Source organism: Pseudomonas agarici (genome assembly GCF_001543125.1).
Taxonomy (GTDB): domain Bacteria; phylum Pseudomonadota; class Gammaproteobacteria; order Pseudomonadales; family Pseudomonadaceae; genus Aquipseudomonas; species Aquipseudomonas agarici.
This window is the reverse complement of the sequence record NZ_CP014135.1, coordinates 1742499-1763958: the sequence shown is the minus strand read 5'-3', so window position 1 is coordinate 1763958 and position 21460 is coordinate 1742499. Positions and strand designations below refer to the sequence as shown.

Here is a 21460-nt window from a genome sequence, read left to right as displayed (position 1 = left end):
TCACCACACAGGCCACTAGCCCTGATCGAGGACTGGTAGCCTGTGTGATCTGCGCTCGCCCACGCTGCGATGCAAGCAGGTCCTCGCTCGAAAACATTTCGTACAAAGCCTAAAATGGCGACATCCCACTTCCGTCATCAAGGACCGTGTCGATGTCGATCCCTTCACGTGTGCGCACCTACGGCATGCAACAACGTAGCGACCGCACGGATTTCTATATTCGTGACAAACAGGCACGGCCAGCCATTGTCACCCCGCACCGGCATGACTACTTCCAGATCCAGATCAATCTCGGTGGCGATACCGTGCAACATATCGGCGGCGCCATCCGGCCTTATCCGCGCCAGGCATTGGCCTTTATCCTGCCCCATCGCCTACACCTGATTCCGCACCCGCAAGAGAGCAACTTTGTCCTGATCAATTTTTCCCAGGCGTTTTTCCTGCCTCACCTGGACTGCGATCCGTTGGACCTGGAGGACCTTTCCATCCATGACCTACCGCAATTGTCGCCGCTCCAGCATCAGGAGCACCTGGACTTTATCCTCGCCGATCACGACTTCGCCGAGGTCCAGGCGTTGTTGGAGAAAATGCGCGAACTGGATCGGGGTCGCGATCTCGGCACTCGCCAGGCACTCAAGGGCTGCCTGCTGCAACTGACCGGCAAGGTTTGTAGCCTGTATGCCGATGAACTGCTGAGCCTATCGACCAACAAGGCGGCGCGGCGTGGGCGACGGGATGCGTTGGCGCGGGTATCGAGCTACCTGCGCGAGCATATCGCCGACCCGACACTGAACCTCAAGGACACCGCCGAAGCGGCCTTTCTGTCGCCCAACTACCTGACGCACCTGTTGCGCAAGGAAACCGGTAACACCTTCTCGGAGCTGGTCCTGGAGCGTCGCATGCACCTGGCGCGCACTTACCTGCTCAACAGCGAGCGCTCGGTGAGCCAGATTGCCCAACTGTGCGGATTCGCCGACGACGCTTACTTCTCGCGTCGCTTCAAGGCCACCCAAGGCCTGCCTCCGGGACAGTTTCGGCGCAGCCGGCACAGCCTCTGAACGGCAGCGCCTGAAGTTTATTTCAGTCCGTCTGTAACGAAATGTGATATCACCCCCTCCACAGGCAAAACCCCGTGCAATCACGGGTGCCGGCACGCGCGCGTCGGTTCAAAAAAGAATTGGATGAGGTAGCGAGTTGATCAACACACGATTTTCCTGCGTGGGCTGCGGCAAGTGCTGTAACGATCATTACGTTCCATTGACCCTTGAGGAGTCCCGCCAATGGGCCGTGGATGGCGGTAAGGTCATCGTGCTGCTGGAGGCATTCCTGGAAAACGGTCATGGCATGGCCGAGGAGCAGTTCGAGCACGCCCACCGCCGTTCCGTGCTGATCACCAGTGGAACGACCCAAGCATGGTTGGCGGTGACGTTCGCGGCCTACAACAACGGGCCGTGTCGCCACCTCGATGTCGACAATCGCTGCGGTATCTACGAACGGCGACCGCTGGTCTGCCGCATTTATCCGGCGGAGATCAACCCGCATATCAGGTTGCGTACCGACCATAAGGATTGTCCGCCGCAATCGTGGGAACAAGGCTCGGTCCTGATTGCCGGCGGGAAATTGGTGGACCAGGAACTGGCCGAACTGATTGACCGCTCGCGCCAGGCCGACCGCGAGGATATCGCGGCCAAGGCGGCAATCTGTGTCCGCCTCGGTATCGCTACTACCGCCCTCAAGGGCAACGGCTTTGCCACTTATCTGCCCGATATGGACGCGTTCCTGGCCGCTATCGAGCAGACGGCAGCGGATCAGGCGGGCGAGCACCCACAACAGCAATGGGCTTTTCAACTGGCGGATATGCACAGCACCCAGGTACTGCTTGCCCACGGGGCTGAAATTACCTCATCGGGCACGGGTCACTACCGCTTTATCCCCTTGCAGGCTGTCGATTGAGGCTTGGCTCAATGAGCAGCGAAAAGATCGGGCCACGACTTTTTTCAGCGCCTATAGGCTGCTTTCTGCATCGTCCTCGCGGGATCCGTCTACGATTCTGTAAGAACGGTCGCGATGGAGTGTGGCCGTGTCATAGCCACCGCACGAGAGCCGCACGGGAGAGCCATCCATGAAAACCGTTGCAGAACTGCTGAAGCTCAAGGGTAGCCAGCATCAGGAAGTCTACACAATCCACAACGACCACACGGTGTTCGAGGCGCTGATCAAGATGGCCGAGAAAAACATCGGTGCCCTGCCGGTGATCGGCAAAAACGGCGAGGTGCTCGGCATCATCAGCGAGCGGGACTATGCGCGCAAGGTGATCCTCAAAGGACTCAGCTCGGTCTCCACTCAGGTCGGCGAGATCATGAACGCACCGGTCATCACCGTGGACTCCCACCAGAGTGTCGAGACCTGCATGGCCCTCATGACCGATAAACACCTGCGCCATCTGCCGGTGGTCGAAGAAGGCCAATTGATCGGCCTGCTGTCCATAGGCGACCTGGTCAAAGAGGCTATCACCGAACAGGCCGACCTGATTCGTCAGCTCGAGCAATATATCCGCGGCGAATAACCCTTCCCTCAGTGCGTCAACCGCCGCAATCCCCTGCCAAAATGTTTCCACACGCTGCAAAAGACAACGGAAATATGGGGATTGACGGACTTCCAAATTTTTCACAACGCTTTCACTTCGCTCCCACTTGCGCCTTCGTAAATTACTACCACGCAACATCCATTGGATATTGCGTGATGGTCATTGTCATTTTCCGGGCGGGTTTGCAAATACGCCTTTTCTGAATTGCCAGAGGGTGAGTTTGTGGTTATCCCTGATGTCATGCGACCGGTCATTCAATGCCGGTTCAAGCCTATGTTTCTGGCAGGTGCTATAGCACTTATGGCGTTGCTCATGACCGGCTTTGCCTTGTGGCCCAAATCGCACCTCGACCTGGCGCTCAACGACCCGATGAGCAGCGCCAGCGTTTATGCTCACTGGAAGGCTGGTGACATTATCGTATTGGTACGCCATGCCGAGCGCTGCGATCGTTCAAGCCATGCGTGCCTGGGTCCCGAGGATGGCATTACCCGACTGGGCAGCCGCTCCGCGGTCGACGTGGGCCAAGCCTTCCAGGCTGTCGGCATGGACAATACCGATGTGCTGAGCAGTCCGACCACCCGGACCACTCAAACCGCACAAGCAATGTTCGGCAAAACCGCGATCAGCGCTGACTGGCTGCTGAGCTGCGGGCCGGCCCTGGGCCGGGACGCAGTCGCGCACAAGGCAGCACATCGCAATCTGGTGCTGGTGACCCACAGCGGTTGTATTGATGACCTCGAAAAAGAGTTGGGTTATCGGCATGAGGTGAAAAGCGAATACACCAGTTCGATCCTTGTTTCCGTGGGCGCCGATGGTCAGTTGAAAATGCTCGGAGTCATCAATGCGGAGAATTGGCAAACCACTCTCGGCAACAAAAAAATGAACGGCATGCAATAAATGTTTTGCAACTTTAAACGCCTAAAAAATGCAACAAGCCGTAGTGTGAATGCACTTTTTTAACAACTTTTCTTAAAACAATTCTCATCGTCTGAAACCGATCCACTGCACTCGCCACGGCCACCTTATCCAGTGGGCAACCGGACTTGAGTGCCCGTGGGCGAGCGTTCGTCAAAGGCCTGTCACACTTCACTATTAAACAACTCGATTGCTGAGCAACTTGATCACCGAACATCAGAGTTGCCAAGTTCTCACCTTTGGTTAAAACCGCTTGAAGCGGTATATACCGCTAAGGTCGGCTCATGAACACACACTGCTTTCCTCTCTCTCTCGCAACACTCAAGCGCTGGTCGCTACCGGTATTGATACTGGCCTTCGGGTTGTTCTACCTGCTGCCCACGATGTTCACGGCCTGTGGATTCCCGACGAAACCCGTTATGCCCAGATCAGCCAAGAGTTTCGCCTCGGCGTTGCTGTTCATGAGTTTCAGCCTGATCGCCGGTCAGGCCGGCTATGCCAACCTCGATCCGCGGTTCATGCTATACGGCCTGGATTATCCAGACGCCACGGGACGTCGCGTCACCTTCGAGGACATCGGCCAGTGGATGAATGAAGCACGCAGACAGAGCTCGGTCGGCGTGATCATGCGGGTCAGGAATGTTGAAGAAATACAGGAACTCGCGCTACTGCCAGTGGATGGAAAACGCTATAAGAATAGGGATGTCGAGATCATCATCTTCCCGCAAACCCGACCATGAACCGCCAACAACTCCGACTAAGCGGGACAGACTCGCAATGCACGCACCTGCCCCGCCACTTGCCAGAACTCAGTAACCCAGCGACAGCCCGGTATTGCGACGAGGGTCATTCGCCCCGTAGAAGCGGTTGTTACCCACCGGCTTGCCGTCGAGAGAAGGCGCGCCAACCAGGATGGCCGCCAGGTGATTCAACGGTTGGGGACCGGCAAACTTGTGGCCCCAACCTTCAAGAATCTTCTGCGTGTCCGGGCTTAGTGCGAAGGCCTCGATATTGGTTTCCTCCGGCAACCACTGCTGGTGGAAACGCGGCGCATCCACCGCTTCCTGAATATTCATCTTATAGTCAATGACATTGAGGATAGTCAACAAGGTCGCAGTGATTATCCGACTGCCACCCGGAGTACCGACCACCATGACGGTCTTGCCGTCCTTAGTGACGATGGTCGGGCTCATCGACGACAGTGGCGTCTTGCCCGGAGCGATAGCGTTCGCTTCGCCCTGGACCAGACCGTACATGTTCGGCGCACCGACCTTGGAGGTGAAGTCGTCCATCTCGTCATTGAGGAGGATCCCGGTCTTGCTCGCCATGACGCCAGCACCGAACCAGCCGTTGAGGGTATAAGTCACTGACACCGCGTTGCCCCATTTGTCGATGATCGAGTAATGGGTGGTGTTGTTACCTTCATGGGGCGCCACGCCTGGATTGATGTCCTTGGAGATCCCGGCTTTGTGCGGATCGATGGCGGCTCGTAGCTTCTCGGCGTAACCCTTGTCCAACAGGTGGGCTACCGGGTTCTTGACGAAATCGGGATCGCCCAGATAGCTGTTGCGGTCGACATAGGCGTGACGCATGGCCTCGATCTGATAGTGCAGGCCCTGGGCCGAATGATAGCCCAGCTTGTCCATCGGATAGCCTTCGAGGATATTCATAATCTGGCAGATCACCACCCCGCCCGAACTGGGTGGGGGAGCCGAGACGACATGATAGCCACGATAATCGCACTCGATGGGCGCCAGTTCGCGGGTCTTGTACTTGTCGAGGTCGACCTGGGTAATAATGCCCTTGCCGGCCTGGCTCGAATCGACAATAGCCTTGGCGACCCAGCCCTTGTAAAAACCATCGGTGCCCTTGGCCGAGATCTCGCGTAGCGTCTTGGCCAGGTCTTTCTGCACCAGTTTCTGACCCACCTGCATCGGCTCGCCCTTGTTCAGGAAGATCGAGCCCGAGTCGTGGATATCCTTCTTGAAGTCGGCGGTAGCGGTGTGCAGCAGGTCGATATCGCCCTGCTCCAGCACAAAACCTTGCTCGGCGAGCTTGATCGCCGGGGCGATAACTTCAGCACGTTTTTTTGTGCCGTATTTTTCCAGCGCCAGCTCCATGCCTGAAACGGTACCCGGCACGGCGACCGCCAGATGCCCTTTGGCACTCAGGTCCGGAATGACATTACCGTCCTTGTCCAGATACATGTTGGCGGTGGCGGCCAGGGGTGCTTTTTCGCGGAAATCGAGGAAGGTTTTGCGGCCATCGGCCAACTGCACGGTCATGAAACCGCCACCGCCGAGGTTGCCCGCCGCCGGGTAGACCACCGCCAGCGCATAACCCACCGCGACGGCGGCATCAACCGCGTTGCCGCCGGCCTTGAGTACGTCGACACCGACATGAGTCGCCAGATGCTGCGCCGTAACCACCATGCCGTTTTCCCCGGCGACGGGTGTCTGGGAAGCGGCGTGGACAGGGGAAACAGCCAAAATCAGCGCTATCGCCAGAAGCGAGCGCGAAAGGGGTTCAAACTTCATAAGCCGACTCTCTTGCTTTTATTTGCTGGAAACACAGGCTCCTGCCTGCGCGGGCTTGTACAAAGTAGCTGCTGTAGGACTATTCAACTAGTATCCATCCCCGATTTTTTTCGCCATACCGGCCAACAACGCAGTTGTACCGGACTGGCCGCATCGTCGGTATTTGCGTACCATTCCTTGCTCTTCGCCCTGCCCTCGCTTGCCCCCGCTGGCTTCCACTTCAGGTAAACCATGAAACCCGCCCGTCTACGCGCTGATGTCCTGGCCGGACTCACCACCTCCTTTGCCCTGGTGCCCGAATGCATCGCCTTTGCCCTCGTCGCCCACCTCAACCCACTGATGGGCCTGTACGGCGCTTTTATCATCTGTACCCTGACCGCCCTGTTCGGCGGACGCCCGGGGATGATCTCCGGAGCCGCCGGGTCCATGGCCGTGGTCATCGTCGCGCTGGTGGTACAGCACGGCGCGCAATACCTGTTGGCAACGGTGCTGCTGGGTGGTTTGATCATGGTTGCGTTCGGCCTGTTGCGCCTGGGCAAGCTGGTGCGCATGGTGCCGCACTCGGTGATGCTCGGCTTCGTCAACGGGCTGGCGATCATTATCGCCCTGGCCCAACTGGAGCAATTCAAGGTGGGGGATGGTTGGTTGAGCGGCGAGCCATTGGCATTGATGCTCGGGCTGGTAGCGCTGACCATGGCCATCGTCTACCTGCTGCCACGCCTGAGTCGTGCGGTACCGCCGGCGTTGGTGGCGATCCTCGGAGTCGGCCTGCTGGTCTACCTATTTGGCCTGCCGACTCGCACCCTGGGGGACATGGCTCATATCGCCGGTGGCCTACCCGCCCCCACGCTGCCGCAGATCCCGTGGAACCTGGAAACCCTGCATATCATCGCTCCCTACGCGCTGTTGATGGCGCTGGTGGGCCTACTGGAAACCCTGCTGACTCTCAACCTCACCGACGAAATCACCGAGACCCGCAGCTATCCGGATCGCGAATGCGTGGCGCTCGGCGCGGCCAATATGGTCTCCGGCCTGTTCGGCGGCATGGCCGGTTGCGCCATGATCGGCCAGACCGTGATCAACCTCAGTTCCGGTGGCCGTGGCCGCTTATCCGGCGTGGTAGCTGGGGTGATGATCCTGCTGTTCGTGTTGTTCCTCTCTCCGTTGATCGAGCGCATCCCGCTGGCCGCGCTGGTGGGGGTGATGTTCGTGGTGTCCCAACAGACTTTCGCCTGGGCCTCGTTGCGAGTGTTGAACAAGGTGCCGCTCAACGATGTACTGGTGATCATTGCCGTCACGCTGATCACCGTATTGACCGACCTGGCGACGGCGGTTTTGTGCGGGATCCTGATAGCCGCGCTCAACTTCGCCTGGCAGCACGCCCGCGAGTTGTATGCCGACACCCATGAAGAAGCCGACGGCAGCAAGCTGTACCGCTTGCATGGCACACTGTTCTTTGCCTCGACGACGCCGTTCCAGAACCTGTTCGATCCCAGCAACGATCCACAGAAGGTGGTACTCGATTGTCGCCACCTAAGCTTCGTCGACTACTCGGCGATTGCCGCGCTAAAGAGCCTGCGCGAGCGTTATGCCAAGGCAGGCAAGCATTTACGGGTGGAGCATCTGTCCGAACGCTGCAAGCAATTGCTGAAACGGGCTGGGGTGCAGCACGGGTAAAACGGTCCCGAGCCGCCCTTTCACCAAGGTGATCTATTGCTATCAACTGCCCTGAACCTATTGGGTTTCCGCCGCCGACAGCCTGTAGCCTGACAGCATAAAGATTGTTTATTCAATAGCGCTTTATACCCGACCCAACCGACAACAACTCAAAGAACAATTACAGATTATCGAGACAAAGCCTACACCCATCGAAACAACAGTCCTGCACAATATTCAATACAAAACACCCTATCCACCTAGCCGTTTCGGTCAGTAACCGCTGATGGAAAGCGCAACGTGTGATGAAACAAGGAATGTCAGGATGAAAGCCCTTTTATTGATAATCGCCGGCCTGCCCCTGGTCGCCTGTGGCAACGATGCCACGCCCACCGTCCAGACGGTACTCAATGCCCTGAAAGCCAACGGTGTCCCTTTCGGTGCCGTGAGCTATCCCAAGCGCAAGCCCCTGAGCCTGCTGCCCAACACCTACAAGGAACGGGTGGAAGTGGCCTTTCCGAGTATTGCGCCCAAGGGCGGACAGTTCTTTGTCTGCGAAACCCGTGAGTACTGTGACCATCTGCAAGAGCATTTCCAAGCCTTGGAGGCCCTGGCGGGGCCGCATGTCTATCGTTCGAAAAGCGGCCGGGTCCTGGCACAGCTCTACAGCACACTGGAACAACCGGTCGCCGATCAGATCCGTGCGGCCATCGAGGAGCTGTGATCCGCTCAGCTGGCCGGCCCTTGCGGCTGATTGCGCCAGACCAGTGTCGGAATGACGCGGATATAGATCAACTGTGCCACCAGCTCGAGCAATGTCTGGGTGATCACGGCGGTGGCGGCCAGACCGCGGATATCCTCGGGCAACGCCAGGGCCAATGGCAGCACCACCAGGGAATTGCGCGTCGAAGCACTGAAGGTGACAGCGCGCGCGGTGCTCGCCGGCAATCCACAGAGTCGCGAAGCCAGAGCCCCCATGACCGGCGCCAGCAGCATGAAGCCGATATACACCGGAATCACTGGCGCGAGCCGGTCGATATCGCGCACCACCGAGGTAACCTGGGAACCGACCACCACCAGCAAGACCGCCGCCATCGCCGGCACCGGCAACCAGGCCCAGGCCTCGTTCCAGACATTGACGATCCGTGAGCGCCGGGACAGCGCGCAAGTTGCCACGGCCAACAGCAGAGGCGCAACGATCAGTGCAAGAAATGTCTCGACAAACGGGTCGATGGAGATCACCACCCCGGCCTGGCTACCCAGCATAAAAGCCAAGTAAATCGGCAACAAAATCAACTGAAGCAACAAGAGGATCGGCGTGGCCGCCAGAATGCTCCGCGAGTCACCCTTGCCAATATGAGTGAACACCACCACATAGTCGATGCAGGGTGTCAGTAGCACCATCAGCGCCCCCGTCAGAATCGCTGGATGTGCCACCAGGCCTCGGCTCAGGGCCCAGACCAGCAGCGGAATCAAAACGAAATTGGCTAGCAGCAACGCCACCATGAAGTCCCGGTCTCCGAGGCCACGGCGTAGATCGAGAAAGGGGATTTGCAGGAACATTGCATACATCAATAACGCGATGCTCGGTGTTACCAGGGCGTTTAGTCCCTGGGCGATACCAGGCGCCTTCAGTCCGAGCAACGCCGCAATGACCACGGCGACGAAGTAGACCGGTATTTGGCTCCGCTCAAGTGTGTCGCGATTCAAGACACGTTCCCCTGCCGCAAAAAAGCCGTCAGCCTATGCAAACGTAAAATGCTCGTCTAGCACCAAATGACTCAATCACGAAGAACCGCCTCACCACGTTGTTCAGCACGCATCCCTGTCAATGAACACTCAGCTAGTGCCTTGGTGTGAGAAACGCCAGGCACCGCGCCCCTGTCACGCCATCGTGCGCCATTTGAGCGAGGTTCCAATACCCTCCTAAGAGAGATACCACCAGGCTCATTCAGGGTCAGATCAAGCGCTCGATTCGCTTGTGGCGCCATACCAACCGGTAGTAAGCCACCTGCAAAAGCAACATGCCGATATACGTCGCCGGAAATGCCATCCACACACCTTCCAGGCCAAGGTGGGCGTCGAGCAGGTAGGCCACCGGCAATTCGATCCCAAGGATGCAGAAGATGATGATCACAACTGGCACCATTACCGTGCCGCTGGCGCGCATGACGCCGCCGATCACAGCCTGGTAACCGAACACCAGCAGGCTCCAAAGCATGATATGCAGCAGATGCTCGGCAGTCGCCTGAGTGGAGGGCTCGGTGATGAACAGACCCAGCAACCAGTGGGAAAGCCCATAGCCGAAAACTATCAGGCCACCGGTCAGACAGGTGTTGATCAACAGGCCGCTACGTAGGATCGCACCGATCCGTTCCTGGCGCCCGGCACCGATCGCCTGAGCACCGAGAATCGAGGCAGTGATAGCAATCGACAGCGCCGGGAACTGCACATAGTTGACGATCTGCGTGACCGCACCATAGGCCGCCGTGGCTTGGGAACCGTGGCGGTTGACCAGCGAGAGAATCACCAGTTCGGACAACGACAACACGATCATCTGCAGTCCGGTGGGCAAGCCGATGCGCAGGACCTTGCCGAGGATCGCCCGATCCAGGCGCATTGCCGTCAACAGGGCGCGGTCCGGAGCCATGACGCTGTTCTTGTGCCGCAGGCGCAGCGCAAGGAACAGCATGGCGCAAGCCGTCCCCGCCAGGCCGGCCAATGCGGCGCTCCGGATACCCATCTGCGGCAACCCCAGCCAGCCGCGAATCAACGCCGGAGTCAGCAACAAACCGACCCCGGTAGACACCAGCAACGCCAGCAGCGGCGATACCGTATCACTGATCCCGCGCAGCAACTGCGTGAACAGCACAAAAACCAGCAGCAACGGCATGATCAGCATCATCATCTGCGCATAACCGACAGCATCGTCCAGCACATCGGCAGGTGTTCCAAGCCCCTGCAACGCCGGTCGGGCGAAGATACTCCCGAGCACCGCGGCCGTCAGCCCGATCAACGCACCCAGCGCCAGCGTCGTGCCAACAACTGACTTGACGGTTTGCGGCTCACGCGCCCCCCAGGCCTGGCCGATCAGTACCGAGGCACCGGCGCCCAGGCCGATGATCAAAGCAATGAAGAAGAACACCACCGGGAACATGCCGGACACCGCTGCCAGGGCTTGGGTGCCGAGCATCTGCCCGATATAGATACTGTTGAGGGTGCCGGAAAATGACTGCAGGAAGTTGGACAGCACCATGGGTGCCAGGAAAACCAGGTAGACCTGCCAGAGAGGGCGTTGTGGGCGTGAGGACATGAAAGACTCGAATCCCTGATGATGTGTATCGACGTAGGCGCCGAGTCTATCTTAATAGAAGACGTCGAGATGAGTTGGCGTCAGCTGTTCAGGGGCGAGAAGACTTCCAGGATACCGGCTCGGGTAACACCGGTTCCCTGGCGGGAATCGCCAGCTTGCCTTCGATCTGCGCCGAGAGATAATAGACGCCAGCCATGACCCCGGTGCCGGGGTTGTTCAGCGACTTGAGCCAGGCCTGGTCGAAGGCCGCTCCCAGGGTTTGGCGAATCTGCGCATCAGTATTGGGCCGGTTGTTCTGCAGGCTCATCGCTCGGACGCCTGCCATGCCGATGGAAATCATTGCCCCGGCCACGCGTCCCACCGCCGCCGCGACAGCACCGACGGTGCCTCGGCCTGCAAACTGAGCCTCAAGCTCCTCGTGCGTCTGCTTAGCCACCGCCGAAATGCCAACACCCGGCTGGTCTGACACGCTTCCGGCGGCGGCGTGCACCCTTTCGATCAATGCCCCATAGGCTGGCAGTGTGCTCAGGGGCTGGGCCTGCAGCAACTGATACAGGGAAGCATTGCGCGCTGAGGGCGGGCCCAGTGATAGGGCGGGAATGGCATGGAGGTGTCGACTCCATTGCTCTGGTGGCACACCATAACGCTGGGCGATGGCCTGCGCCTGATGCCCCAGCAGTTCCACATAGAATTGCGCCGATTGTTCAACAATCGCCTCGGGATCGATCTCTACCGCGACCGGCGCCAGCACGCGCCGTTGATATTGATCTTGCAGATACGCCGCCAGGCGCATGGCCGATGGGTCAGGTTCGCCGCGCTCGTTGAGCTTGTACCAACCGACCTTGATCGACAGCCACTCCTGGGTCCAGTAGTTGTTGTACCAGGGCAGGAATTTTTCCTCGGTTTGCTGGTAAACCCTTGTTCGCCAGTGGTTCATGGCGCCGTGCGCATAGACTTCAGCCTGGCGAGTAGCCTCCTGTGAAGCGAGCACCAGCTCGACGTCGATTTGCTGCCAGGTTTGTGGGGTGAGGCTGATCGCCGCTGGAACCTGTCGGGCACGCTCATGGGCGGTGCATCCGACCAGCACCACGATCAAGGCGACGATCCATCCACGCCGGCTCACGCTTGCCACTCCTTGAAACAGGCACGGCCACGGTCGGCCGCACGCCTTGGAATACCTTGAGTATAGGTCGCGAAAGCCCCGCGGCGGGCGTTAACGCGTGGCGGTTTTGTTGATCGATTCCAGCCACCGCAGATCCAGGCCCAGCTGTTCGGTGTCGAGTCCGAGCGCTTCCATAGCAGACTTGTGCTGTTCGATCTCGTGCAACATCTGGTCGTGGCTGCTGGAGTTGCCATCCAACTGATGCATCTGGGTCAACCCCAGGTGATAGAAGCGCAGCAGCTTCATTGCCAGTGGATCATGCGCCTGCACCTTGGCCGTCACCTGATGCATGACGTTGGTGATTCGCATCAGGCTGCGCTTGAGCTGCCAGCCGTAGACGGCCGCCGCCATCCACGGCTGCTTCCAGAACACCTGGCGCATCAGCGCCGCCATCAGCAGGACCGCCACGAACACGCCAGCGGCGTTGAGCCGCAAGTTATCGCCACCGGGGTGCCGAACAGCATCACTGCCAACCCAGACAACAGCATCGCCAGCAGGACGAAAATCACCGCGATGATCAGGGTAGCGCGACGGGCCTGCTGTCGATAGGTCTCGGGATTGAAGGGCTTGATTTCGAACATGAGGGAGACGCCTGAAGTGAGGGTAGTCCGGCATTATCGGGTCGAATGGGCGACGCGCCGACATTCAAGTCAATCAAAAGTGTTTCAGTACTGTCGATGAGCAGTGTCGATGATAGCCGCGCCGTAGCGCTACACCTCGTCGACCGGCACTTGCAGGCCGACCTTGACGCTGCTCATGGAGACCAGCGTCTTGAAGCGTTTGACGTTGTTGTTCTCGAAGAACAACCGCCGAGTCAGCTCGGTGTAGTGCTCCATGCTCCTGACCGCCAGGATCAACACGAAATCCCATTCTCCGGTCGTGTAGTAGCACTGTTGGACTTGAGGACAATCGGCAAAGCCGCGCTTCATCGCATCCAGCAGATCCAGGCGCTCGCTTTCCACCTCGACCTCGGCAATGATCGTCAGCGGATAGCCCAGCGCGACAGGATCGACCAGGGCAACGCTCTTGCGGATGGCACCGATCTGGCTCAGACGCTTGAGCCGACGATTGACTGCGGCGGAGGACAGATTGACCCGTTCGCCCAATTGGCTCTGGGACAGTCCCGCATCTTCCTGGACCGCGGCGATCAGTTGGCGGTCGAACTCATCCAGGCCCACGGTACACCTCGCATTAAGATTGATGAAAGCCTCTGCATGATGCAAAAAACCATCGCCTACACCCTCAATATCAAGAAAAGAGTGCGCAGAGGGCGAGATATTATTTCATTCATACCCAAAACCTCTACACAAGAGAGTTGCCAATGAGCTGTTCCACCTTCCCCGCCGCCCTGCGCTTGAACAGCGCCGAACTCCTGCGACAGATTGAGGCGCTTGGTGAGATCGGTCGCGATCATGAGGCCGGGGGACGCACACGCATCGCTTTTTCCGATACGGAAAAGGCTGGGCGCGACCAGTTGGTCGAATGGATGAACGAGCTGAAACTCATGGTGCAGATCGACCGCATCGGTAATATCTTCGGCACCCTGCAACCTCGACACGACACCCCGCTGGCACCGTTGATGGTCGGTTCGCATATTGACACCGTGACCAACGCCGGCGCGCTGGATGGTTGCTACGGCGTACTGGCAGGGCTAGCGGTGGCCCGTGCCTTTCGCGAGGCCGGCCAATACCCTGCCCGACCGCTGGTGATTGCCGCTTTCAGCAATGAAGAAGGTGTGCGCTACCAGCCGGACATGATGGGTTCACTGGTGCACGCCGGTGGCCTGACACTCGAAGCCGCGCTGTCGACCCAAGGCACCGACGGCACTCGCCTGGGTGATGAACTGGCCCGTATCGGCTATGCCGGCCAATTGTTGCCAGGCACCATCAGGCCCCAGGAGTACCTGGAACTGCACATCGAGCAAGGGCCGATCCTGGAGGCGGAAAATACCCTGATCGGCGTGGTTGAGAACCTGCAAGGCATTTCCTGGCAACGGGTCACGGTACAGGGCAACGCCAACCACGCCGGCACCACCCCGATCAGCCTGCGCCATGATGCCGGCTGGGCCGCCTGCACCCTTGTCAGCCAATTACGCGATCTCGCCCAGGCCTCGTCCGGCACCACCCTGGCGACTGTCGGTTGCATGCGTTTTGAACCGGATGTGATCAACGTGATCCCGCGCAAGGCGACCTTCACCATCGACCTGCGCGATCCGGACGAGGCTCGTCTGCGGGCCGCCGAGCAACGCTTGAACACGATCATTGGGCACGTCGCCGAGCAGGAAGGCGTACACATCCAGTGTGAACAACTGGTGCGCTTCCAACCGGTGGTCTTCGATGCTGGGCTAGCGGACGAAATCGAGACCTCGGCCCGGCGTCTGGGGTTCTCGTCGCGGCGCATGACTTCCGGTGCCGGGCATGACGCGCAGATGATCGCCCGCATCGCCCCAGCGGCGATGATCTTCGTTCCCAGCCGCGGCGGCATCAGCCACAACCCACGGGAACACACCGACGACGAGCAACTGCTCAAAGGCGCCGAGGTGTTACTCGATGTCGTGACTCGGCGCCTCGCCGTCAGCCGCTGATGGCCGGCAAACCCTGCCTCCGTTTCCCCCTCCTATGGAGTCTGCAATGCTGATCAGCAATGACAATGCCTGCCGCCAGCGCTACCCCGATGAGCTGAAGGCGATTCTCAGCATCGAGCAGGCCCACCAGAGCCGTGCCTGGCTAGCCAACTGGAGCCAGTTGAACCCAGGCCCTACGCCGTTGTTCGAATTGCCGGACCTGGCGGCCAGCCTGGGCATCGATCAACTGTACGTGAAGGATGAGTCGGCACGCTCCAAACTGGGCAGTTTCAAGGCCCTCGGCGCGCCGGTCGCCCTGCTGCGTCTGCTGCTTGGGCAGTTTAGCTCGAGGCACTTCGAAGTGCGCCGCTTACTCAATGGCGAATATCGCGACGCGCTGGCCGATTTCACAGTCATCAGCGCCACCGACGGCAATCACGGACGCGCCCTGGCTGCGGCGGCACAAAGTGTCGGTTGCCGTTGCGTCATCGTGTTGCATGCCAATGTCAGTCACGAACGGGAAACCGCCATCGCCGCTTATGGCGCGCGGATCGTGCGTATCAGCGGTCACTATGACGACTCCGTCGAAGAAGCCGCGAGGTTGGCGACCCTCAACGGCTGGTGGGTCGTTTCCGATACGTCCTATGAAGGGTACGAAGAGATCCCCCGCGACGTGATGCAGGGCTACGGCACCATTGCCGCCGAAGTGCTCGAACAGCGCCTCGAACAACCTGCCTTTACCCATGTACTGTTACAAGGCGGGGTCGGTGGTTTGGCCGCGGGTATTGCCAGCTACTTCTGGGAATACCATGGACAGGCTCGACCGCATATGACGGTGGTGGAGCCGCGACAAGCCGACTGCCTGTTGCAGAGCGCCCTGAGTGGTCATGCCAGCCGTACCCAAGGTTCGGTGGACTCGGTGATGGCCGGATTGGCCTGCGGCGAAACCTCACCCCTGGCGTGGAAATTCCTGCGTCCGGCCATCGATCATTTCCTGACCATCGAGGACCATGAAGCAATCAACGCAATGCGCATCCTGGCCCGTGGCAGCCGCCGCGACACACCGCTGATAGCCGGCGAGTCGGCGGTTGCCGGGTTGGCCGGATTGATTCACCTGATCAAAGTTCCGGCGCTCAAGGCCCAGGTTGGCCTCGATGAGCACTCACGGGTGTTGTTGATCAGCACCGAGGGCGCCACCGCTCCCTCTGTCTACCAGGCGCTGGTGGGAGAAACCGCCCAGGCAGTTGCCCGGCGTCAACGAGACTGGAAGCCCTGCCAGGCTCTATAGAGACGATCAACTGAACGTAAAAAGGCTCAGTAACTTACCTACAGCTTTGTCGCCGATTATCGAACCAGAATCGCTATCGTTTATGACGGGGCAACGGTGAGGCTCTCCTGATCGTGGGAAATACCTGGGCCGGAACTCTCCAGCAACGCCTGCACCCGATTGGGCCAAACCAAAAACCGCACGGTCCTAGCGCCCGCACCTGCCCTCCCTGGCTGCAATCTGCTTGCCGCCCTGCTGCCCCACTTCTTGCGCCTGCCCATCACGCTGCTTGCCTTGTCGTGCCAGGCCCACCAACCGTGGAATCAGCGGCCCTTCCGGCAGGTGCCGCCAGAAACGTCCGGGCAGGTGCTGGCGCATCGCATCAGGGTTGACCCGGGCCGGATTGAAGGTGTGTCGGTAGTAGGTTAGCCATAATTCGGCACCCGGATCGTCGGCATGGCGAGCCCACTGTCGCCACTCCTCGGGACAACAGCGTCGATAGTCCAACACCTGCCCATCGAAACGGATAGCGTCACGAGATGTCGCAATCAGCCAACGGTGCCGCCCCAATCGCTCGGCGAAATGGCCACTGGCGCTTTCGAGGATGTCGTGGGCCGGCTCGTGGAAAGCCACCAGATCCAGTTGCAGCCGTTCGGCGAGTGCTTCAGGCAATGGTACGAAACGCACAAAGGCATGCAGATGATGGGCTTCGCGGCGGACCTGCCGGATCCGTCGCTGCAGCTCGCTGCCCAGACGATCACCAGCGAGCATGGCGGTGCGATCGCCGTGGGCGACACGCCAGAGCACTTCGTAGAGCAGGTTCCAGCGCTGCTCACCGCGATAGCGCCCAGCCTGTTCGAGCTGGGCCAGCAAAGTCGCCGGGACTCGTGCGAAAAACAGCCCACAGCCTTCTGGCAACGGTGTCGGCACGGCCAGCAGATCGTCCATCGGACCTTGCGCCCAAGTCACATCGACCGGATCGATACCGTGGCCAAGCAGTACCCGCGCCTGATCGCGCCAGATGCCGAAGTCGTCATTACAGTCCAGCGCGATCATCCCCACAACCCCATCTGCAGCGGTGCCTGGGGCTCGCGCAAGCGCGCCCGCAACAGGCCGCTGCACATCTGCGCCTGAGGCGGTCGATAGTCGCTGGTGACGATGAAGGGCCGGGCCTTGTCCAACACGCAGCGCAGCTGGATCAGGTCGTCATAGCGGATACGTCGCTCACGGCGCAGCGCCACCAGGCGTTGCACGCTGCGCAGGCCAATCCCCGGAATACGTGCCAGCAACGCCGGCTCGGCGCGGTTCACATCCAGCGGAAAGATCTCGCGATTAGCCAGTGCCCAGGCGAGCTTAGGGTCAATGTCCAGCGCCAGGTGGGTGGATTGGGTCAACAGCTCGCTGGCCTTGTAGCCATAACCGCGCATGAGGAAGTCGGCCTGGTACAAACGATGTTCACGCAACAATGGCGGCGCAGCGAGAGGTACGCTGCTGGGGCTGTCGGGGATCGGACTGAATGCCGAGTAGTAAACGCGCCTCAAGCCATACCCCTGATAGAGCGATTCGGCGTTGCGCAGAATGGTACGGTCGTCGCTGGCATCGGCACCGACGATCATCTGGGTGCTCTGCCCCGCCGGGGTAAAGCGCGGCGCTTTGATCTCGCCGGCCACCGCCTGTTGGCCGTGGTGGATGGTGCCCATAGCCTGACGAATGGTGGTCAATTGCTTCTCCGGCGCCAACAGCTTGAGGCCCGCCGCCGTGGGCAACTCGATGTTCACGCTCAGGCGGTCCGCCAGGCGCCCGGCCTCCTCGATCAACAACGGGTCGGCGTCGGGAATGGTCTTGAGATGGATGTAGCCCCGAAACTGGTGCTCCTCGCGCAGCAACCGCGCCACCCGCACCAACTGTTCCATCGTGTAGTCGGCCGATCGGATAATGCCCGAGCTCAGGAACAGCCCGCTGATGCAGTTGCGCCGATAGAAGTCGAGGGTCAGACGCACCACCTCCTCCGGCGTGAAACGCGCCCTCGGCACGTTACTGGAACGGCGATTGACGCAGTACTGGCAGTCGTAGAGGCAGAAGTTGGTCAGTAGCACCTTGAGCAACGAAACACAGCGACCATCGGGGGTGTAGCTATGACAGATACCCATGCCATCGGTGGCACCGATCCCTTCACGACCTCGGGAGCTGCGCTTGGGGGCGCCGCTGCTGGCGCACGAAGCGTCGTACTTGGCGGCGTCGGCGAGGATGCCGAGCTTGGCGATAAGCTGCATGGGATCTATCTCTATACTGATTATTCATACAGTATTCCGAGATACGATTCCGTGCAAGCGTCTTCAAGAACCGGATAAAAAAGCGAATAGGTCGCTCATCATCAAAAACAGATAAACCTTATTCAGGACGGGACAACACCAACAAAAAAGGCCCACCTTTCGGTGAGCCTTTCTAGACCGCCCAGCAGAGCGGATTTTATCTGGTAGGCGCGATTGGACTCGAACCAACGACCCCCACCATGTCAAGAGCCACCATGCTAGGCGTAGAGCTACGAAGCTCAAGGCCCTGAGAGAACGCCCATTCACATTATGAGGCGTCAACAATGGCTAACATCCGCTCCCTTCCCTCTGGTAACTGGAACGCTCAGGTACGCCTGAAAGGGAAACCTGCCCAATCTAAAACCTTCCCCACTCAAGCGTTGGCCAAAGCATGGGCTGACCAGCTTGAAGCCGTCACCAAAGAACACCAGACCCATACACTTTACACCTTGGGCATGACCTACTGTGAAACCTTGCTCAAGGGCAAGGGTAGCTATGACCATGCAATCAAGATCGTTGACCAGCTCTTTGCTGCGTTCCCTCAGTCAATCCATGACATCACCCCTCAGCTAGTCAATGACTTCAAGCTGAAGCGTCTACAGACGGTCAAGCCTGCTACCTGTCGTATTCAGTTAGCGTTCATGTCCCGTTTCTTCAGGTTCGCTAAGCGTGGCCTGCTAATCGACATACACAACCCCGTAAGTGACATAGCCCTACCCAAGCCAGACAAATCTAGCGACAAGGTAATCAGTGCTGGCGAGCTTAGGCAGTTGCTGAACAAGCTATCCCCCACCATGGCCCTCATCGTTGAGCTTGCGTATGAAACCGCTATGCGACGCTCAGAAATACTTAAGCTCACGACTCAATGCCTTCACCTGGAGGAACGAATTGCGGATGTGATTGATGGGAAGAACGGCACTAGGTCTGTGCCCCTAACCATCAGAGCCGTAGAGTTGCTGAAAGAGGCTCCGCGTCTTGCGTTAGCAGACCGGACACACAGGGGTAGACTGTTTACTGTAACGCCTCATAGCGTCTCACAGGCTGTCAGATTGGCAAGGAACAAAGCCGGCTTAGACAATAGCGTTAGGCTTCATCAGCTCAGACATACACGTATCACCAACGTAGCCAAGAAAGGATTCAACAACGCCCAGATAATGATTGTGTCGGGACATAGGGATACTAGGTCCGTGGCTAGATACTCACATTTGAATGCGAAGGATGTACTTCACCTCATTGATTAAGCCGCCTGTAAGCACACAGGGGCGACGTTAGACAATCAACTGCCCATGTAGCCATGTAGGACTGTACCCCCCCACAGGGGCTTACAGTGGCAGCGAGTAAAGGGGTGTGTGTAACTGAGAGTTACGGACAGACATTAATTTTGAGAATTCGTGTAGAGTATTCTTTCAGAATTAAGTACATACGTATAGAAACTACAATTATTTTCACAATCGCTGTCCCCGTTTCTCTCAAAAAAGAGTATGAGATATAGGACATGAAAATATTTACGTCTCGCCTTGTAGACCTTTACCCCGAAAAACCAGTATAGCTTATACCAGTATAAAGATTGCTTCCTCACACTGCTTTCACAGAGTGAGTAGGTTGCGGTCTTTTTTATTGCCTAAATGGTGACCACCCATATGTTGGGCATTGGAGAGTAACAATAAAAAGAGAACGCAATGGACATAGATAGAATCATAGAAAGCAAGATCATGCGCCTAAACACTACTGAACGTAAGCTAATGTGGTTGATGATCAGGAACAAGAGTAACGACGGCTTACGCTGGTGTGAAATCCCAATTGATGAGTTCTGCTCAGCTACAGGCAAATCATCTAGCTCGTGTAGCAGAACCATTCAATACCTAGCAGAACACGAACTCATTGCTTTACGAAAGGTAAGACTTGGGTCCTCATATCGCAATCAGTTCAAATTAATTCCCTTGGAGCAAGATAAATGAAAACAATTACTATGACAGATGTTAACGAGCTTGCTCGACGTACAGGCAATACCCCTATGGGCGTGCTCACTGATTTAATCGAACAAGGTTACCAGCTTATAGAGGAAGCCCCCCAATCAAAAGGCAAACCTCTTAGCTCTGCGAAGGACGCTGTCTCACTATGGAAAGAGTCTAAACAGCGTGTAGCTGATGAAATGTACAAAGGTGATCCTCTAGTGCGGCAGTTAATGGACGCCGACAACGCATCTAAAAGCTTCGCTCCTCAAACTCTAAAGACCATCCTTCAGCGTGATGAACAAGGGAACGTGATAGGCACTTCTAAGAGCATGCTCACAGGCGCAACGATGAAAGAACAAGCTGAACTTATGGCGGCCATCCGTGCCACTTACAATCAAGGAGATAACTAATGGGCATCACCTATCTAACTGAAGCTGAACAACGAGCACTACAAGAGCGACGCTCTGAGTTAGGAGCGATGGACTGTAGCATTGAGCAGAAGAACCGACTCATCACAGGTATTCGTGATTACAAATTTGTAGAATATGGGATGAGTCAGTATGGCTACTATCAAGTTCTGAACATTAAGGGGAACAAAGTCCCTCACGAGCTTACAGGTAACTTCACTCATCCAAGCTACATTATTAAACTCGTAGACAGCCTACTTAAAGAAGGTAAATTGATTGAGCCCAAGTGAGTCAAGGGTTATATACGTAGCAGAAGCTACACCGGGCACAGGCAAGACAGAACAATTCATCAGAGAACTAGATTCCGATCCTTATAAACGTTACCTCTACGCTGTACCTACCAAGGTGCTGTCAAAGGATGTCGTAAGGCGTATCCAAGCAATCGGCATTAATCACATTTGCGTAATCAATAGTGACACTCACAAGCATGTGACTGACACCGTAGAATGTACGCTCCTAGAAGATGACCCTAAGGTTCTTATCATCACGCATAAGACATTGCTAGACCTAGATCCTTGCTACCTGCAAGATTGGGTTGTGGTCATTGATGAGGTTCCATCGGTCGCTAACAATCTCACCAGAGACATTGGAGAACACGCTTATACAAACTTCCTAGAGAAATTCATTGAGATTGATGGCGACTCGACCAAAGCATCTATTAAAAACGGGATGACTAAGGAAGCAAGAGCAATCTATTCAGATGTATGTATGCGTCCGGGCATCACG

General features: G+C 57.7%; 19 protein-coding genes and 3 pseudogenes. 14 read left to right on the top strand and 8 right to left on the bottom strand.

What is annotated here, in order from left to right; all coding sequences use genetic code 11:
• Positions 1-152 precede the first annotated feature (152 nt).
• The 6 genes and pseudogenes from AWM79_RS07750 to AWM79_RS24915 form a co-directional block, all read left to right on the top strand.
• Complete coding sequence (locus tag AWM79_RS07750) at positions 153-1058, top strand: helix-turn-helix transcriptional regulator (RefSeq protein ID WP_060782547.1); 906 nt, start codon at positions 153-155, stop codon at positions 1056-1058.
• Between the two features lie 139 nt (positions 1059-1197).
• Positions 1198-1953, top strand: coding sequence for a YkgJ family cysteine cluster protein (locus tag AWM79_RS07745; RefSeq protein ID WP_060783954.1), 756 nt, complete (start codon positions 1198-1200; stop codon positions 1951-1953).
• 169 nt (positions 1954-2122) lie between these two features.
• Positions 2123-2566 (top strand): CBS domain-containing protein, encoded by a 444-nt coding sequence (locus AWM79_RS07740; protein WP_017131491.1) that lies wholly within the window; start codon positions 2123-2125, stop codon positions 2564-2566.
• Between the two features lie 321 nt (positions 2567-2887).
• Entirely contained in the window at positions 2888-3484 is a 597-nt protein-coding gene (pmrG, locus tag AWM79_RS07735) for a lipopolysaccharide core heptose(II)-phosphate phosphatase PmrG (protein WP_017131490.1), read from the top strand.
• A 302-nt stretch (positions 3485-3786) separates the two neighbouring features.
• Positions 3787-3953 (top strand): annotated as a pseudogene (locus tag AWM79_RS26055) (hypothetical protein); the annotation flags it as partial.
• Positions 3937-4242, top strand: a pseudogene (locus tag AWM79_RS24915) (hypothetical protein); the annotation flags it as partial. The pseudogenes AWM79_RS26055 and AWM79_RS24915, both read left to right, overlap by 17 nt.
• Before the next feature lie 69 nt (positions 4243-4311).
• On the opposite strand, the gene ggt reads toward AWM79_RS24915, so the two are convergent.
• Positions 4312-6039 carry a gamma-glutamyltransferase gene (ggt, locus tag AWM79_RS07725; protein ID WP_060782546.1) on the bottom strand — a complete coding sequence of 576 codons (1728 nt, stop codon included), beginning with the start codon at positions 6037-6039 and terminating at the stop codon, positions 4312-4314.
• A 231-nt stretch (positions 6040-6270) separates the two neighbouring features.
• Between ggt and AWM79_RS07720 the strand changes: the two genes are divergently transcribed.
• A complete protein-coding gene (locus tag AWM79_RS07720; RefSeq protein WP_060782545.1) occupies positions 6271-7716 on the top strand; it encodes a SulP family inorganic anion transporter in 1446 nt (481 codons plus the stop codon).
• 304 nt (positions 7717-8020) lie between these two features.
• Positions 8021-8419 (top strand): hypothetical protein, encoded by a 399-nt coding sequence (locus AWM79_RS07715; protein WP_017131485.1) that lies wholly within the window; start codon positions 8021-8023, stop codon positions 8417-8419.
• A 5-nt stretch (positions 8420-8424) separates the two neighbouring features.
• Here the strand turns inward: AWM79_RS07715 and AWM79_RS07710 are convergent, their stop codons facing one another.
• The 5 genes and pseudogenes from AWM79_RS07710 to AWM79_RS07690 form a co-directional block, all read right to left on the bottom strand.
• The gene (locus tag AWM79_RS07710; protein ID WP_017131484.1) at positions 8425-9405 is read right to left on the bottom strand and encodes an arsenic resistance protein; all 981 of its coding nucleotides are present in this window, start codon (positions 9403-9405) and stop codon (positions 8425-8427) included.
• A gap of 247 nt (positions 9406-9652) precedes the next feature.
• The gene (locus AWM79_RS07705; protein ID WP_017131483.1) at positions 9653-11008 is read right to left on the bottom strand and encodes an MATE family efflux transporter; all 1356 of its coding nucleotides are present in this window, start codon (positions 11006-11008) and stop codon (positions 9653-9655) included.
• A gap of 88 nt (positions 11009-11096) precedes the next feature.
• Positions 11097-12131: a hypothetical protein gene (locus AWM79_RS07700; protein WP_060782544.1), complete on the bottom strand. Its 1035-nt coding sequence runs from the start codon at positions 12129-12131 to the stop codon at positions 11097-11099.
• Positions 12132-12221: 90 nt separating this feature from the next.
• Positions 12222-12751: pseudogene (locus AWM79_RS07695) on the bottom strand (DUF3087 family protein).
• Between the two features lie 129 nt (positions 12752-12880).
• The gene (locus AWM79_RS07690) at positions 12881-13348 is read right to left on the bottom strand and encodes an Lrp/AsnC family transcriptional regulator (protein ID WP_017131480.1); all 468 of its coding nucleotides are present in this window, start codon (positions 13346-13348) and stop codon (positions 12881-12883) included.
• A gap of 143 nt (positions 13349-13491) precedes the next feature.
• Between AWM79_RS07690 and AWM79_RS07685 the strand changes: the two genes are divergently transcribed.
• Positions 13492-14754, top strand: a complete 1263-nt coding sequence (locus AWM79_RS07685) for a Zn-dependent hydrolase (RefSeq protein WP_060782543.1) — start codon at positions 13492-13494, stop codon at positions 14752-14754.
• Between the two features lie 46 nt (positions 14755-14800).
• Positions 14801-16021, top strand: a complete 1221-nt coding sequence (locus AWM79_RS07680) for a diaminopropionate ammonia-lyase (RefSeq protein WP_060782542.1) — start codon at positions 14801-14803, stop codon at positions 16019-16021.
• A gap of 186 nt (positions 16022-16207) precedes the next feature.
• On the opposite strand, the gene AWM79_RS07675 is transcribed toward AWM79_RS07680, so the two are convergent.
• Positions 16208-17056: a TIGR03915 family putative DNA repair protein gene (locus tag AWM79_RS07675; protein ID WP_017131477.1), complete on the bottom strand. Its 849-nt coding sequence runs from the start codon at positions 17054-17056 to the stop codon at positions 16208-16210.
• The gene (locus AWM79_RS07670) at positions 17053-18273 is read right to left on the bottom strand and encodes a putative DNA modification/repair radical SAM protein (protein ID WP_017131476.1); all 1221 of its coding nucleotides are present in this window, start codon (positions 18271-18273) and stop codon (positions 17053-17055) included. Before AWM79_RS07670 ends, AWM79_RS07675 begins: the two co-directional genes overlap by 4 nt.
• A 323-nt stretch (positions 18274-18596) precedes the next feature.
• On the opposite strand from AWM79_RS07670, the gene AWM79_RS07665 reads away from it, so the two are divergent.
• The 4 genes from AWM79_RS07665 to AWM79_RS25380 form a co-directional block, all read left to right on the top strand.
• Complete coding sequence (locus tag AWM79_RS07665) at positions 18597-19553, top strand: tyrosine-type recombinase/integrase (RefSeq protein WP_060782541.1); 957 nt, start codon at positions 18597-18599, stop codon at positions 19551-19553.
• Positions 19554-20266: 713 nt separating this feature from the next.
• On the top strand, positions 20267-20677 hold the full coding sequence (locus AWM79_RS07655; RefSeq protein ID WP_060782539.1) for a hypothetical protein: 411 nt from the start codon (positions 20267-20269) through the stop codon (positions 20675-20677).
• Positions 20677-20964: a hypothetical protein gene (locus AWM79_RS07650; RefSeq protein ID WP_060782538.1), complete on the top strand. Its 288-nt coding sequence runs from the start codon at positions 20677-20679 to the stop codon at positions 20962-20964. The genes AWM79_RS07655 and AWM79_RS07650 overlap by 1 nt, the downstream gene beginning before the upstream one ends.
• Positions 20951-21460, top strand: a 510-nt coding sequence (locus AWM79_RS25380; RefSeq protein WP_208599936.1) for a DEAD/DEAH box helicase family protein, incomplete at its 3' end; no start/stop codon positions are given. The genes AWM79_RS07650 and AWM79_RS25380, both read left to right, overlap by 14 nt.